Origin of the sequence: Methylobacterium sp. 1973, assembly GCF_040545035.1 — a bacterium.
GTDB classification, from domain to species: domain Bacteria; phylum Pseudomonadota; class Alphaproteobacteria; order Rhizobiales; family Beijerinckiaceae; genus Methylobacterium; species Methylobacterium fujisawaense.
The window spans coordinates 358,950-373,137 of record NZ_JBEPLA010000002.1 but is presented as its reverse complement, the minus strand read 5'-3'; the positions used below and the strand labels follow the sequence as shown (position 1 = coordinate 373,137).

The following is a 14,188-nucleotide window of genomic DNA, read 5'->3' as shown; positions in this document are numbered from 1 at the left end:
TTCACTGCCACGCCCGGCGCTTCGCCGGTATCCGCCGCCGCGCAGGGGAACCATGCAGCCCGCACGATCGCCCGGGCCGGGGCGGAGCTCAGCGCTTCACCGCGGCCTTCTCGGCGGAGGCCGTCTTCTCGGCGGAGGCCGTCTTGGTCGCGGTCTTGGCGAGCTTCGGCTTGGGCGGCGTGGCGCCGGCGATCAGGGCAGCCAGATGCGACTGGTCGAGCCCCGGAGCGGCGCGCGCGGCCGCCACCGGAACCGCCGCCGCAGGGGCCGGCACCGAGGCGGGGACCAGCGCGGCGGCCCGCTCGACCCGGCGCGGCTCGATGGAGCCGGTCACGGTCGGTTCGGCCGGGCGCGCCGTCGCGGTGGCGGGCGCGGCGGACTCGCGCTGCACGCGCAAAGTCCAGTGGGCGGCGGTGGAGAGCGCGGCGATGCCGAGGATCGCCTTGATGCCGCTGGTGAGCAGGGCTCGCATGGTCGTCAGGCCCGAGAGAACGCGGTTACGCGGAACCGGATCCCCGGCCCGGACGCATCATCGCGCGGGAGCGTGAACGAAGCCGCAACCGTCGCGTTCGGCCCTGTCCCGGAACGGGTCAGATCGCGGCGTCGGGACGGCTCCGGCGCTCGGTCGACGGGGAATCTTGTGGGCCTTGCGCCGAACCCGCGGTTCCTGTTCCCCGCGCTCCCGACACTCCTGCAGCGACTCGGCCCACTGAGCCTCACAGGAACGGTCCAGAGAACTGGTCCGGACCGCCCCGTCACTGCCGACCCCGCTGCCATGCAGGCCCGAGCGGGCTCGCGAAACCTTCAGGCGCATCGGCCGCTGGGGACAGCCCGTGTAGAGGGTGACAGCCGAGCCGGCAACAGAGGCGGGACCGTTTCGGTGGCCCGCGCGGCGATCCGTGCGCCGCCGCGGCCGCGGCGAAGCGTATCAGCGGGCCCCGCGGCCGACCGGAGGGCGCCCCCGAGAGCGCGGGCAAGAGCGCGGGCGCGAGCCCCGTCACGCCGAGCGCGGACCGGGGTCCGCGCCCGGGAAGGATCGCCCGGAGGGCCCTACCGCAGCGAGCCGCAGAAGCGCTGGATACGCCGGCAGGCCTCCTCCAGCACCGCGTTCGACGTCGCGTAGGAGATGCGCAGGTTCGGGCCGAGCCCGAAGGCCGAGCCATGCACCGCGGCCACGCCCTCGGCCTGGAGCAGCTCCATGACGAAGTCCTCGTCGGTCTCGATGGTCTTGCCGGCCTCCGTCTTCTTGCCGATCAGCGCCGCGCAGGACGGGTAGACGTAGAACGCGCCCTCGGGCGTCGGGCAGGTCAGGCCGTTGGTCTGGTTGAGCATCGACACGACGAGGTCGCGCCGGCCCTGGAAGGCTGCCCGGAACGTGGCGAGGTGATCCTGAGGGCCGTCGAGGGCAGCGACCGCGGCCCATTGCGCGATCGTGCTGGCGCCGGAGGTCTGCTGGCCCTGGACGAAATCCATCGCCTTGATGAGCGTCTCCGGCCCGGCCGCGTAGCCGATGCGCCAGCCGGTCATGGCGTAGCCCTTCGAGACGCCGTTCATGGTCAGCGTCCGCTCGACGAGCTGCGGCTCGACCTGGGCCGGGGTGACGAATTCGAAATCGCCGTAGGTCAGGTGCTCGTAGATGTCGTCGGTGAGGATGTGCACGTCCGGATAGCGGAGCAGCACGTCGGTCAGCGCCTTCATCTCGGCGCGGGAATAGGCGGCCCCAGACGGGTTCGAGGGCGAGTTGAGGACGATCCACTTGGTCTTCGGCGTCAGGACCCGGTCGAGCTCCTCGGGCTGGAGCTTGAAGCCGTTGGCCATGTCGGTGTCGGCGAAGACCGGCGTGCCGCCGCACAGGCCGACCATCTCCGGGTAGGACACCCAGTAGGGGCGGGGGATCACCACCTCGTCGCCGGGGTTCAGGGTGGCGAGGAAGGCGTTGTACAGCACCTGCTTGCCGCCCGTGCCCACGATGGTCTGCGAGACCTTGTAGTCGAGCCCGTTCTCGCGCTTGAACTTGCGCACGATCGCCTCGCGCAGGGGCACGATGCCGGAGACCGGCGGGTAGCGGGTCTCGTTCCGGTGGATCGCCGCGATGGCGGCCTGCTTGATGTGCTCGGGCGTGTCGAAGTCGGGCTCGCCCACCGACAGGCTGATGACGTCGACGCCGGAGGCCTTCAGGTCCCGGGCCTTCTGGGTCATCACGATGGTCGCGGACGGCTTCACCCGCGAGAGGACGTCGGCGAGGAGAGCCATGGCGTGCGGTGCTCCGGATTGCGTGGGCGAGGAATGCCCGTTCGCCGCCCCTTTTTGCGGCGCGGCGGACCCTAGGCCCGGGACGCTGAGCCGGCAAGGCGGTGCGCGGCACGAAGCCGGATCTCGCGCCGGGCGCGCGGCGCAGGTCTCGCCTGCGCGGCTGCTCTCGCTTTGCGGGATCGTCGTTACCAGATCCTGTCCATGACTCCGCTCTCCGTCCTCGACCTCTCCTTCGTCGGCGCCGATTCGACCCCGGCGCAGGCCCTGCACGACACCCTGGCGCTCGCCCGCCACGTCGACGGCCTCGGCTACCGGCGCTACTGGCTCGCCGAGCACCACGCCCTGCCCAACGTGGCGAGCCCCGCCCCCGAGATCATGATCGGCCAGATCGCCGCCGCGACCCGCGACCTTCGGGTCGGCTCGGGCGGGATCATGCTGCCGAACCACGCGCCGCTGATGGTGGCCGAGCGCTTCCGGGTGCTGGAGGCGCTGTTCCCGGGCCGGATCGATCTGGGTCTCGGGCGCGCGCCCGGCACCGACGGCCTCACCGCCCGGGCGCTGCGCCGCCGGGAGGCGCCGGGGGAGGGCGGCGGGGACGATTTCCTCGACCGCCTGCAGGAGCTCCTGTTCTGGGACGGCGGCTTCCCGGAGGGGCATCCGTTCGCGCGGATCGAGGCGAGCCCCGCGGGGGTGCCGCTGCCGCCGATCTTCCTGCTCGGCTCCTCCGATTACAGCGCTCGCCTCGCCGCCGAGATCGGCTGCGGCTTCGGCTTCGCGCAGCACTTCTCCGGGATGCCCGCGGAGCCGCCGATGCTGGATTACCGGAACCGGTTCCAGCCGACGCGGCTCGGCGCGAAGCCCCACGCGATCCTGGCGGTGGCGGCGATCTGCGCCCCCACGGATGCGGAGGCCGAGCGGCTGGCCTCCAGCGCGCGGCTGGCGACGCTGCGGCGGGAGCGGGGCGAGTACCGGCCGCTGCCGAGCCTCGCCGAGGCGCTGGCCTACCCGTATTCCGACGCCGAGCGGATGCAGATCGCGCGCGGCCGCGACCGCCTGCACGTGGGCGGCCCCGAGACCCTGCGGGCCCGGCTCGCCGACATGGTCCAGCGCACGCAGGCCGACGAGCTGATGGTCGTCACGGCGATCCCCGATCAGGCCGCCCGGCACGAATCCTACGCGCTGCTGGCGCAGGCCTGGGGGCTCGGCGCCGCCTCACAGGCGGCCTGAGCCGTCACCGGCCCCCGCCGCGGGGTCCTGGCGGCGCCGCCGCCGGCCGTGCAGGCTCCCGCCCGGATCACGCCCGCGACCAGACGGGCCGACCGGAGGAGAGGCAGCATGGGCAACCGACGCGAATTTCTGACCGCCACGGCCGCGGGCCTCGCCGCCGCCGCGGCGCCGGCCCGGGCCGCCGAGGAGCGCACGGCGGCTCCGAAGACCGCGCCCAACACCGCGCCGGCGGCGCCGCCGCCCTTCGGCATGCCTCGGGACATGATCCTGCTCAACATGCGCCGCGGCGACGGCTACGCCCTGGGCGTGAAGACCAGGGACGGCGTGCTCGACGTCGAAGCCGCCGGCCGGGCGCTCGGGATGCCGGTTCCCACCGACATGGACGACCTTCTCCAGAACGGGCGCGGCCCGGCGCTGCGGGCGCTGATCGACGCGGTCGAGGCCGCCCCCGACGGGCGCTTCATGCTGGCGGAATCCGGCATCGCCTACGCGCCGGTGGTCACGCGGCCCGAGAAGATCATCATGATGGGCTTCAACTACCGCCACCACGCGGAGGAGACCGGCACACCGATCCCCAAGGACCCGCCGCTGTTCAACAAGTACAACAACGCCCTGAACCACCACGGCGGCACGATCACGCTGCCGACCCAGGCGGCGCGGGAATTCGACTACGAGACCGAGCTGGTGATGGTGTTCGGCCGCGAGTGCCGGAACGTGTCCGAGGCGGACGCCCTCGACTATCTCGCCGGCTACTGCACGGGCAACGATTTCAGCGCCCGGGACCTCCAGACGCTGACCTCGCAATTCATGATCGGCAAGACCTCGGACGGGTTCGCGCCGCTCGGCCCCTACCTGGTGACCGCCGACCGGGTGAAGGACCCGAACAACCTCAAGCTCAAGACGCTGGTCAACGGCCAGGTGCGCCAGGACTGGAGCACCAACGACATGATCTTCAACTGCCGCCAGCTGATCAGCTTCGCGTCCAAGGTGATGACGATCAAGCCGGGAGACATCTTCTACACGGGCACGCCGCAGGGGGTGATCTTCGGCGAGAAGACTCCGCGCAAGGACCGGGCGTGGCTGAAGCCCGGCGACGAGGTGGTCTCGGAGCTGGAAGGGCTCGGGGCGCTGCAGTTCAAGCTGGTCTGATCGCGTTGCGCGACGGCGCGGTCCGCTGCGCCTTCACGGGCGCGGCGCGCGACCGGCCCCCTCTCCCGTGCGGGAGAGGGTTGGGGTGAGGGACGAGACGCCACAGGATCAAGCACGCCCTTGCCGCGCAGTCAGGTCGATCCGTCTCCGGACAGACCTGATCCCTCACCCTGTCCCTCTCCCGCACGGAAGAGGGGACCCGCGCCCGATCCTGAAACCAGTCGCGCGCCCGGCCGTCCTCAGCGCCCGAACAGGCGACCGAGACGGGCGAGGAAGCCGCCCCCGTCCGCCGGCTTCACGCCGGGCGTCGCCGCCTGCGCGGGCGCCACCTTCGGCGTCAGGACCAATCCGAGGGCCGCCGTGTCGGTGGTCTCGCGGTCGATCAGGATCAGGCTGCCGGTCTCGCGGTTCTCCGCGTAGGCGTCGACCGCCACCGCCCGGTCGAGGCGCAGGGACACGTCGGCGATGTCGTTGGCCGACAGGCGCTCGGCCGGGCCGGGCTTGCCGGTCTCCGGGTCGATGCGCGAGATGATCCGTTCCACGGTCGCGGTGACCGTGGCGGTGCCGATCTTGGCGAACAGGCTGGCACCTGGGTTGAGATCGGTCTCGGCCGCCCAGAACAGGCGGGCGTCGAGGGTCTCGGTGACCCGCATCGGTGCGTCGGTGGCCACGATCACCTGACCGCGGGAGGCGTCGATCTGGTCGGCCAGCACCAGGGTCACCGACTCGTCCTCGCCGGCCTCGGGCAGGTCGCCGTCGGCGGTGTAGATCCGCGCCACGGTCGAGGTCCGGCCGGAGGGCTGGACCGTCACGGAATCGCCCGGACGCACCCGGCCGCTGGCGATCCGGCCGCTGTAGCCGCGGAACTCGGAATTGGGCCGGTTGACCCACTGCACCGCCATGCGGAACGGCGCGTTCAGCGCCTCGGCGCGGACCGGCACCGTCTCCAGGTAGGCGAGAAGGGGGCCGCCCGTGTACCAGGGCGTCGCGATGCCCGGCTCCACGACGTTGTCGCCGTTCTTGGCCGAGAGCGGGATCGCCTTGACCTCGGCGAAGTTCAGATCCCGGGCGAAGTCGGAGAAGCCCGCGACGATGCCGTCGAAGGTGCCCTGCGCCCAGCCGGCGAGATCCATCTTGTTCACCGCCAGCACGACCCGGCGGATCCCGAGATTCGAGACCAGCAGCGCGTGGCGCCGGGTCTGGCGGGTCAGGCCCTGGCGGGCATCGACCAGGATCACCGCCACGTCCGCCGTCGAGGCGCCGGTGGCCATGTTGCGGGTGTACTGCTCGTGGCCTGGCGTGTCGGCCACGATGAACGAGCGCTTGTCGGTGGAGAAGAACCGGTAGGCGACGTCGATCGTGATGCCCTGCTCGCGCTCGGCCTGGAGGCCGTCCACCAGCAGCGCGAGATCCACCTCCTGCCCCTGCGTCCCGTGCTTGCGCGAATCGCGCTGGAGGGCCGAGATCTGGTCGTCGAAGATCTGCTTGGTGTCGTGCAGGAGCCGCCCGATCAGGGTCGACTTGCCGTCATCCACCGAGCCGCAGGCGATGAAGCGCAGCACCGCCTTGCTGCGGTGGGCCGTGAGGAAGGCCGCGTAGCCGGAGGCGCGATCGGCGAAGGCCGTGGGAGCCTGGTGCACCGTCATCAGAAATAGCCCTCCTGCTTCTTGCGCTCCATGGCGCCGGCCCCGTCCTTGTCGATCACCCGGCCCTGGCGCTCCGAGGTGCGGGCGGCGAGCGTCTCGCCGATGATCTCGGGGAGCGTCGCGGCGTCGCTCTCCACCGCGCCGGTGAGCGGGTAGCAGCCGAGCGTGCGGAAGCGGACGAGCCGCTGCTGCGGGGTCTCGCCGGGCGCCAGCGGCAGCCGGTCGTCGTCGACCATGATCAGCTGCCCGTCGCGCTCCACCACGGGCCGCTCCTTGGCGAAGTAGAGCGGCACGATCGGAATGTTTTCCTGCTCGATGTAGAGCCAGATGTCGAGCTCGGTCCAGTTCGACAGCGGGAAGACCCGCAGGGATTCGCCCCGCTTCTTCTTGAGATTGTAGAGGTGCCAGGGCTCGGCGCGCTGGCGCTTCGGGTCCCATCGGTGCTGTGCGGTGCGCAGGGAGATGATCCGCTCCTTGGCGCGGCTCGCCTCCTCGTCGCGGCGGGCGCCGCCGAAGGCCGCATCGAACTTGTGCTTGTCGAGGGCCTGCCGCAGGGCCTGCGTCTTCATCACGTCGGTGTGGACCTCGGAGCCGTGGCTCACCGGTCCGATGCCGCGGGCGAGCCCGTCCGGGTTCGTGTGGATCAGGAGGTCGAGGCCGAGTTCCTTGGCGCGGGCGTCGCGGAAGGCGATCATCTCGCGGAACTTCCACGTGGTGTCGACGTGGAGCAGCGGGAACGGCAGCCGCCCGGGCGCGAAGGCCTTGAGGGCGAGGTGCAGCAGCACCGAGGAATCCTTGCCGATCGAGTAGAGCATCACCGGGTTCTCGGTCTCGGCGACCGTCTCCCGGAAGATGTGGATGGCCTCGGCCTCAAGCCGCTTGAGGTGGCTGAGGCGGTCGGCAGAGGTCTGTGCGGACGCAGGGGCGCTCGGCGGCACGGTGGCGGCGAGGGCGGCGCTCATCGGGCGAACTCCGGCTGGCGGGCTGAATGATCTTGGTTAGTCTTTAAAGGAGTCTCGAAAACGGCGGCCTCCTGGCCGGGCTGCACCGACGCCCCGGGGCGTCCGACATGCAGGCCGCATTCCTTCTTCTCCTCCTGCTCCCACCACCAGCGGCCGGCGCGCTCGGGCTCGCCGAGCTTCACGGCCCGGGTGCAGGGGGCGCAGCCGATCGACGGGAAGCCCCGGTCGTGCAGGACGTTGTAGGGAACGAAGTTCTCGCGCACGAAGCTGTCGACCTGCGCCCGGGACCAATCGGCCAGGGGGTTCAGCTTGATCAGGCCGCGGGCGGGGTCGAACTCGGCCAGCGGCGTCTCGGCGCGGTTGGCGGACTGGCCGGCCCGCAGGCCCGTGAGCCAGCCGCTCGCGCCTTCGAGCGCCCGGCCCAGCGGCTCGACCTTGCGGAAGCCGCAGCAGGCCTGCCGGGCGGCCACCGAGCGCCGGAAGCCGTTGATGCCTTCGTTCCGAACGAACGCCTCCGCGGCCGCGCGCTCGGGCGCATAGGCGGCGATCCGGATGCCGTAGGCCGCTTCGGTCTCGGTCCAGGTGTCGTAGGTCTCGGCGAAGAGGCGGCCGGTATCGAGGGTGACGATCTCGACGCGCCCCTTCGCCAGGCCCGCCATGGCCAGGGCGTGGGTGAGCGCCTGATCCTCGACGCCCAGGCTCGTCGTGAAGACGAGGCGGCCGGGGATCTCGGCGGCGATCAGGTGGAGGCGGCCTGGAAGGTCGAGCCCGGACAGCCGCTCCGCGAGGGCTTCGGCCGTCTGTCGGTCCGGACGGGTCATCGCGCCATGTCCCGGGGTTCGCGTGGTGGGTGGAAAGGCCACGGCCTGCGCCATGCCTGTTGTCGAAGGGCGGAAATGTTCGCTATACCGAACGAAGTCAAGGCGCCCCGGCGCGCTTGACGGTGTCGGGCCGGCGGTTCGGCGTGCGGTTGCGCACAGCAATCGGCGCGGGCAACCTGGTCCCGAGGTAAAAGATTCTTCTCACCGAGACCGGTAGCCTCCTATATGCGCCCGCGCCCCGCGCGCGGCGGAAGCCCACGGAGACAGCTTTGGACGCGATCGATCTGAAGATTCTCGCCCTGCTGCAGACCGACGCGACGCTCTCCATCGCGGCGATCGGCGAACGCGTGGGCCTGTCGCAGACTCCGTGCTGGAAGCGGATCCAGAAGCTGGAGGCCGACGGGGTCATCGACCGGCGGGTGGCGGTGCTCGATCCGGTGAAGCTCGGCCTCGGGCTGACCGTGTTCGTCTCCATCGAGACCGCCGACCATTCCCAGGACTGGCTGCAGCGCTTCGCCGCAACCGTCTCGGCCATGCCGGAGGTGCTGGAGTTCTACCGGATGGCGGGCGACGTGGACTACATGCTGCGGGTCGTCGTCGCCGACATGCAGGCCTATGACAGCTTCTACAAGCACCTCATCGCGGTGCTGCCGCTCAAGAACGTCACCTCCCGCTTCGCCATGGAAAAGGTGAAATCCACGACGGCGCTGCCGCTGCCGGCGCCGCCGAAGAACGGGCGCCATCTGCCCGGGACCTCCCCGGTCCTCTCCGTGGTGGGAGAATGATATTCTCTTTTTTCGCAGTGCAGCGAATGTGATGTTCTCGTCTCCGCCCGTTCTGCAAAAAGAACGTTTCTTGATTGACACGGGCCGCGCAGGCCCCGACATGGTCTCGTAATGTCCCGCCAGAACCTCCTCCCGCGCACCGCCCCGTTCGGGGACGGCGAGCGCGCCAGCCTCGATGCGGTGCTCGGCGCCGCGAGCCCCACGCAGCGCGCATGGCTGGCCGGCTTCCTGGCGGGCCTCGACGCCGCCGGTGGCCAGCCCGCCGCTTTGCCGGCCGCGCCGCCCAAGGCCGCCGCGCCGCTGACGGTGATCTACGCGAGCGAATCGGGGAATTCCGAGACGCTGGCCGGCACCGTCGCGAAGCTCGCGCGCAAGCAGGGCTTCAAGCCGAAGGTGGTGGATTTCGCCGATCTCGACATCGCGACCCTGCCCAAGGCCGGCAAGCTCGTCGCCATCGCGGCCACCTGGGGCGAGGGCGAGCCGCCGGCCCGGGCCGTGCGGGCCTATGGCGAGCTGATGGGGGAGGGCGCCCCGCGCCTCGACGGCGTCGAGTTCGCGGTGCTGGCGCTCGGCGACACCTCCTACGCGGAGTTCTGCGCCATCGGGAAGGCCCTCGACGAACGCTTCGAGGCGCTGGGAGGCAAGCGCGCCGCGGAGCGGGCCGACCTCGACCTCGACTTCGAGAAGCCGGCGGCCGACTGGATCAAGGGCGCGCTCAAGGCGCTCGCCCCGGCGGAGCAGCCCGACAACGTCGTGGCGGTGGACTTCGCCCGCGCCGGCACCGGCGAGGAGGACGACGCCGAGCCGAGCCGCGAGCCCGTGGTGGTCGAGGTCGTCGAGCACGTGAACCTCAATTCCTCGCGCTCCGACAAGGAGACGATCCACCTCGCCCTCGCCTTCGAGGAGGGCGCCCCGGCCTACGAGCCGGGCGACTCGCTGGAAATCTTCCCCGAGAACGACCCGCAGCTCGTGGACGAGATCCTCAACGCCGCCGGGCTCTCGGGCGACGAGGCCCTGCGCAAGGCGCTGCTGGCCGAGCGGGACATCACCACGCTGTCGGCCGCCACGGTCGAGCGTTTCGTCAAGGCCACCGGCCACACGCAGGCGCAGACGCTCATCGACAGCGGCGAGGCCAAGGCCTGGATCGAGGGGCGGCACCTGATCGACCTGCTGGAGACCTATCCGGCCAAGCTCACGGCCGAGCATCTCGGCACCATCACCCGGCCGCTGCCGCCGCGGGCCTACTCGATCGCCTCCTCGCGCAAGGAGGTGGGCGACGAGGTCCACCTCGCCATCGCGGCGGTGCGCTACGAGACCCACGGCCGCGCCCGCTCGGGCGTCGCCTCGGTCCACGTGGCCGACCGGATCCGCGACGGCGCCAAGCTGCGGGTGCGGCTGAAGCCGAACCGCCACTTCCGCCTGCCGCAGGACCCGGCCACCGACATCATCATGGTCGGCCCCGGCACCGGCGTCGCGCCGTTCCGCGCCTTCGTGCAGGAGCGCCGGGCGATCGAGGCCCCCGGGCGGTCGTGGCTGTTCTTCGGCGACCGGCACTTCACCCACGACTTCCTGTACCAGCTCGAGTGGCAGGACGCCCTGGAGGACGGGTCGCTCACGAAGATCGACGTGGCCTTCTCGCGGGACCAGCCGGAAAAGGTCTACGTGCAGGACCGGATCACCCAGCACGCGCAGGAGTTGGTCTCCTGGCTGGATGGGGGCGCCCATCTCTACGTCTGCGGCGATGCCAAGAACATGGCCAAGGACGTGCGGGCCGCGGTGGTGGGCGCGTACCAGACCGTGAAGAACCTGAGCGCCGCCGACGCGGAGACCCAGGTCGCGGCTTTGGAGCGCGGTCACCGCTACCAGCAGGACGTGTACTAACGGACCGGCCTTCCGAGGCCGCAGGATCGAGATTGGAGCGGAGCAGGACGGGGCGCGGGTCCCCTCTCCCGTGCGGGAGAGGGACAGGGTGAGGGATCCAGGTCTTTCCGGAGAGGGCGCATCCCTCTCCCCGACCCTCTCCCGCACGGGAGAGGGGGACCGTCGCGGCTCCCGCCCTTCCCGTGAACCGGCACGCGTTCCGCTCGGCACCCACCCCTGACGCGTGGGGTGGGAGACGCGTTCAGACAGACGGATTCACCCCATGGACGACCACAGCCCCCGCGACGCCGCCGAGACCCCGACCCCGGCCAAGCGCGTCTACGAGACCCCGCCGACCGACCGGCCGATCACCGATGCCGAGGCCGCCCGCGCGGCCCAGCTCGCGGCGAACGAGCACATCAAGATCGCCAGCGGCTATCTCCGCGGCACGCTCGCAGACGGCCTCCTGAAGCACGCCACGGGGGCGATCTCGGAGGATGACGGGCAGCTCGTGAAGTTCCACGGGATGTACCTGCAGGACGACCGCGACCTGCGCCCCGAGCGGACCAAGAAGAAGCTCGACAAGGCCTACAGCTTCATGATCCGCCTGCGCATCGCGGGCGGCGTCATCACCCCGAAGCAGTGGCTGATCCTCGACGACATCGCCCGGACCTACGCGGGCGGGGCGCTGCGGGCGACCACGCGCCAGACCTTCCAGTACCACGGCGTGATCAAGTCGAACCTGAAGCGCACGATGGCGGCCATCGACGGCGCGCTCCTCGACACGATCGCGGCCTGCGGCGACGTCAACCGCAACGTCATGGCGGCGACGAACCCGGCCCAGACCGGCGCCCACAAGGCCGCCTACCAGCTCGCCAAGGACATCTCCGACTCGCTGCTGCCCAAGACCAGCGCGTGGCGGGAGATCTGGCTCGACGGCGAGCGCGTGGTCGGCGGCGAGGACGCGGCCGAGGTCGAGCCGGTCTACGGCCGGACCTACCTGCCGCGGAAGTTCAAGACGGTCGTGGCGGTGCCGCCCTCCAACGAGGTCGACATCTTCGCCCACGACCTCGGCTTCATCGCGATCTTGGACAAGAAGAACCAGGTGACGGGCTGGAACGTGACGGTGGGCGGCGGCATGGGCATGACCCACGGCGAGCCCGACACCTTCCCGCGCACCGCCGACGTGATGGGCTTCGTGAAGCCGGAGGACGCCCTCAAGGTCGCCGAGGCCGTGATGACGGTCCAGCGCGACTGGGGCAACCGCAAGAACCGCAAGAACGCCCGCCTCAAGTACACGATCGAGCGCTACGGGCTCGACGCCTTCCGGGCCGAGGTAGAGAAGCGGATCGGCCAGAAGCTCGGCGCGCCCAAACCCTTCACCTTCACCAACAACGGCGACCGCTACGGCTGGGTCGAGGGCGACGACGGCCGCTATCACCTCACCCTCTACGTGCCCTCGGGCCGGATCAAGGACATCGAGGGCGGGCCGCAATTCCTCTCGGGCCTGCGGCGGATCGCCGAGGTGCACGAGGGCGATTTCCGCCTCACCGGCAACCAGAACGTGATCATCGCCAACGTCCCGGCGGAGAAGCGCGCCGAGATCGACGCGCTCGTCGACGAGTACGGCCTGACCCGGGGCGCGGGCGCGCTGCGGCGCAACTCGCTCGCCTGCGTGGCCCTGCCGACCTGCGGCCTCGCGCTGGCCGAGAGCGAGCGCTACCTGCCGGACCTGATGACCGAGCTGGAGGAGAGCCTCGCGTCCCATGGGCTCGCCGAGGAGGAGATCACGATCCGCTCCACCGGCTGCCCGAACGGCTGTGCCCGGCCGTTCATCTCCGAGATCGGCCTCGTGGGCCGCGGCCCCGAGCGCTACCACCTCTATCTCGGCGCCGCCCACGACGGCTCGCGCCTGAGCAAGCTCTACAAGGAGGACGTCGCGGCCTCCGAGATCCGCAGCACCCTCGATCCGCTGTTTGCCGACTACGCGAAGGGTCGGCAGCCGGGCGAGCATTTCGGCGACTACCTGATCCGCGCCGGCCACGTGGCCCGGACCACCAACGGCCCGGACTTCCACGAGCGGACCGGCGCCCTCAAGCCGGCCGTGCTCGGCTGACGGCAGGCCTCGCGCGTCCGGGACGGGGCTCCCGGACGCGCCGAGATCGCGACACGGCCGCGGATCGCGGGTTCCGGCCCGGCTCCGCCATGACCGGATCCACCATGACCGGATCTGCGCGTCCCGATCCCGAGCCGCCGGAGCGCGGCGGGAGGGATCGGGGACCCGGAGCGGCGTCCCGCCCGCGCACCGGTCCGAACCGCCGCTCCGGCATACCCTGCACCGGCGTCGAAGACCCGGCGCCGATCGCGCCCTCCCTCCCGACGAACCGCAGGCATCGACGGCAGGCCGTCCTTCGTCCGCTGCGCGACCTCGACGAGAATGAACGTTCATTGACATGAGAATGAACGTTCATTATACGGGTGAGGCCAACAGGAGCGCACGATGGCTCTCACCCTCGAAGGCCGCTGGTCCGATCTCGATGCCGAGCGTTTCGGCGCCCGCGGCCCGGGCGCTATCGCCCAGCTCCGCACCGTCTGCACCCCCGCCAACCTGACCTTCGGCGCCGTCCTGGCCCTCGCCTGGCTGGCGCTGATCGGCTGGACCGGGGCCGGCCCGGACGGCTGGCAAGCCCGGATCTGCGCGGACCTGCATCAGGGACCGCAATCCTGCACCGTCGCCAGCCTGGGCAAGGATCAGAGCCGCATCACGCCGGTGGCCGTCGCCGCGCAGCCGGGGCAGTGACCGCCGCAGCGGACGGACTTGCGGAGGCCCGCGTCGGGCCCTCCGCCCGGCGCGAGCACATTCTCGACGCCGCCGAAGCCTGCTTCACGCGCAACGGCTTCCATCGCACCACCATGCAGGACCTCGCCCGCGAGGCTGCGATGAGTCCGGGCAACTTCTACCGCTACTTCGAATCCAAGGAGGCCCTGGTCCTCGGGCTGGTCGAGCGTGAGCGCGAGCGCGGCACGCTCCTGGTCGCCGAGATGGAGGGCAGCAGTGACCCGCGCGGGACGTTGCTGGGCCTCATCGCCCGCTACTTCATGTCGATCACCCGCGAAGCCGCAGCCCTGCGGGTGGAAATCTGGTCGGAATCGACGCGCAATCCGGCCATCGCCGCCATGACGGCGCAGACCGAAGCCGAGAGCCGGGACTGGTTCGTGGCGACCTTGTCGGCGCTCGCCACCACGCCAGCTTGCGATCCGGCGGCGCTTTACGCCCTCCTCGCGCCTCTGATGAAGGGGATCGTCGTGAGCCGCGCCGCGCTGCCCGATTACGACGTCGCCGGGGCGGTCACCCAGATCCACCAGCTCCTCCATGCCGGGCTCGACGGCCGCCTGCCGTGCCCGGCGGATGCGCGTTCGCCTGCGGGCCTCTGATCCGCGCCCGGCGCGATCGCTGCGTCCGCGCCGGACGACGTGACGGCGCA

The 14,188-nt window shown here is 71.1% G+C and carries 12 protein-coding genes; 7 read left to right on the top strand and 5 right to left on the bottom strand.

Features of this window, described 5'->3' with window-relative positions:
- Positions 1–88: 88 nt before the first annotated feature.
- Positions 89–472 carry a hypothetical protein gene (locus ABIC70_RS05800; protein ID WP_043386864.1) on the bottom strand — a complete coding sequence of 128 codons (384 nt, stop codon included), beginning with the start codon at positions 470–472 and terminating at the stop codon, positions 89–91.
- 578 nt (positions 473–1,050) lie between these two features.
- Positions 1,051–2,253 (bottom strand): pyridoxal phosphate-dependent aminotransferase, encoded by a 1,203-nt coding sequence (locus ABIC70_RS05795; protein ID WP_043386866.1) that lies wholly within the window; start codon positions 2,251–2,253, stop codon positions 1,051–1,053.
- 201 nt (positions 2,254–2,454) lie between these two features.
- Between ABIC70_RS05795 and ABIC70_RS05790 the strand changes: the two genes are divergently transcribed.
- Complete coding sequence (locus ABIC70_RS05790) at positions 2,455–3,480, top strand: LLM class flavin-dependent oxidoreductase (RefSeq protein WP_043756970.1); 1,026 nt, start codon at positions 2,455–2,457, stop codon at positions 3,478–3,480.
- 108 nt (positions 3,481–3,588) lie between these two features.
- On the top strand, positions 3,589–4,629 hold the full coding sequence (locus ABIC70_RS05785; protein WP_354439171.1) for a fumarylacetoacetate hydrolase family protein: 1,041 nt from the start codon (positions 3,589–3,591) through the stop codon (positions 4,627–4,629).
- A gap of 239 nt (positions 4,630–4,868) precedes the next feature.
- Here the strand turns inward: ABIC70_RS05785 and cysN are convergent, their stop codons facing one another.
- Genes cysN through ABIC70_RS05770 form a run of 3 tightly spaced genes read right to left on the bottom strand, consistent with a single transcriptional unit; the run spans position 4,869 to position 8,058 of the window.
- Positions 4,869–6,275, bottom strand: coding sequence for a sulfate adenylyltransferase subunit CysN (gene cysN / locus ABIC70_RS05780; protein ID WP_354439170.1), 1,407 nt, complete (start codon positions 6,273–6,275; stop codon positions 4,869–4,871).
- Complete coding sequence (cysD, locus tag ABIC70_RS05775; protein WP_043351851.1) at positions 6,275–7,237, bottom strand: sulfate adenylyltransferase subunit CysD; 963 nt, start codon at positions 7,235–7,237, stop codon at positions 6,275–6,277. Before cysD ends, cysN begins: the two co-directional genes overlap by 1 nt.
- The gene (locus ABIC70_RS05770) at positions 7,234–8,058 is read right to left on the bottom strand and encodes a phosphoadenylyl-sulfate reductase (RefSeq protein WP_345820358.1); all 825 of its coding nucleotides are present in this window, start codon (positions 8,056–8,058) and stop codon (positions 7,234–7,236) included. The genes cysD and ABIC70_RS05770 overlap by 4 nt, the downstream gene beginning before the upstream one ends.
- Before the next feature lie 269 nt (positions 8,059–8,327).
- Between ABIC70_RS05770 and ABIC70_RS05765 the strand changes: the two genes are divergently transcribed.
- The 5 genes from ABIC70_RS05765 to ABIC70_RS05745 all read left to right on the top strand — a co-directional run bounded on the left by ABIC70_RS05765 (position 8,328) and on the right by ABIC70_RS05745 (position 14,138).
- Positions 8,328–8,843, top strand: a complete 516-nt coding sequence (locus ABIC70_RS05765) for an Lrp/AsnC family transcriptional regulator (RefSeq protein WP_043351854.1) — start codon at positions 8,328–8,330, stop codon at positions 8,841–8,843.
- Positions 8,844–8,954: 111 nt separating this feature from the next.
- Complete coding sequence (locus tag ABIC70_RS05760) at positions 8,955–10,724, top strand: diflavin oxidoreductase (RefSeq protein WP_287089834.1); 1,770 nt, start codon at positions 8,955–8,957, stop codon at positions 10,722–10,724.
- 262 nt (positions 10,725–10,986) lie between these two features.
- Positions 10,987–12,819 (top strand): NADPH-dependent assimilatory sulfite reductase hemoprotein subunit, encoded by a 1,833-nt coding sequence (locus ABIC70_RS05755; RefSeq protein WP_043379496.1) that lies wholly within the window; start codon positions 10,987–10,989, stop codon positions 12,817–12,819.
- 384 nt (positions 12,820–13,203) lie between these two features.
- Complete coding sequence (locus ABIC70_RS05750; protein WP_287091207.1) at positions 13,204–13,503, top strand: hypothetical protein; 300 nt, start codon at positions 13,204–13,206, stop codon at positions 13,501–13,503.
- Positions 13,500–14,138 (top strand): TetR/AcrR family transcriptional regulator, encoded by a 639-nt coding sequence (locus ABIC70_RS05745; protein ID WP_354439169.1) that lies wholly within the window; start codon positions 13,500–13,502, stop codon positions 14,136–14,138. The genes ABIC70_RS05750 and ABIC70_RS05745 overlap by 4 nt, the downstream gene beginning before the upstream one ends.
- The last annotated feature ends 50 nt before the right edge of the window (positions 14,139–14,188 follow it).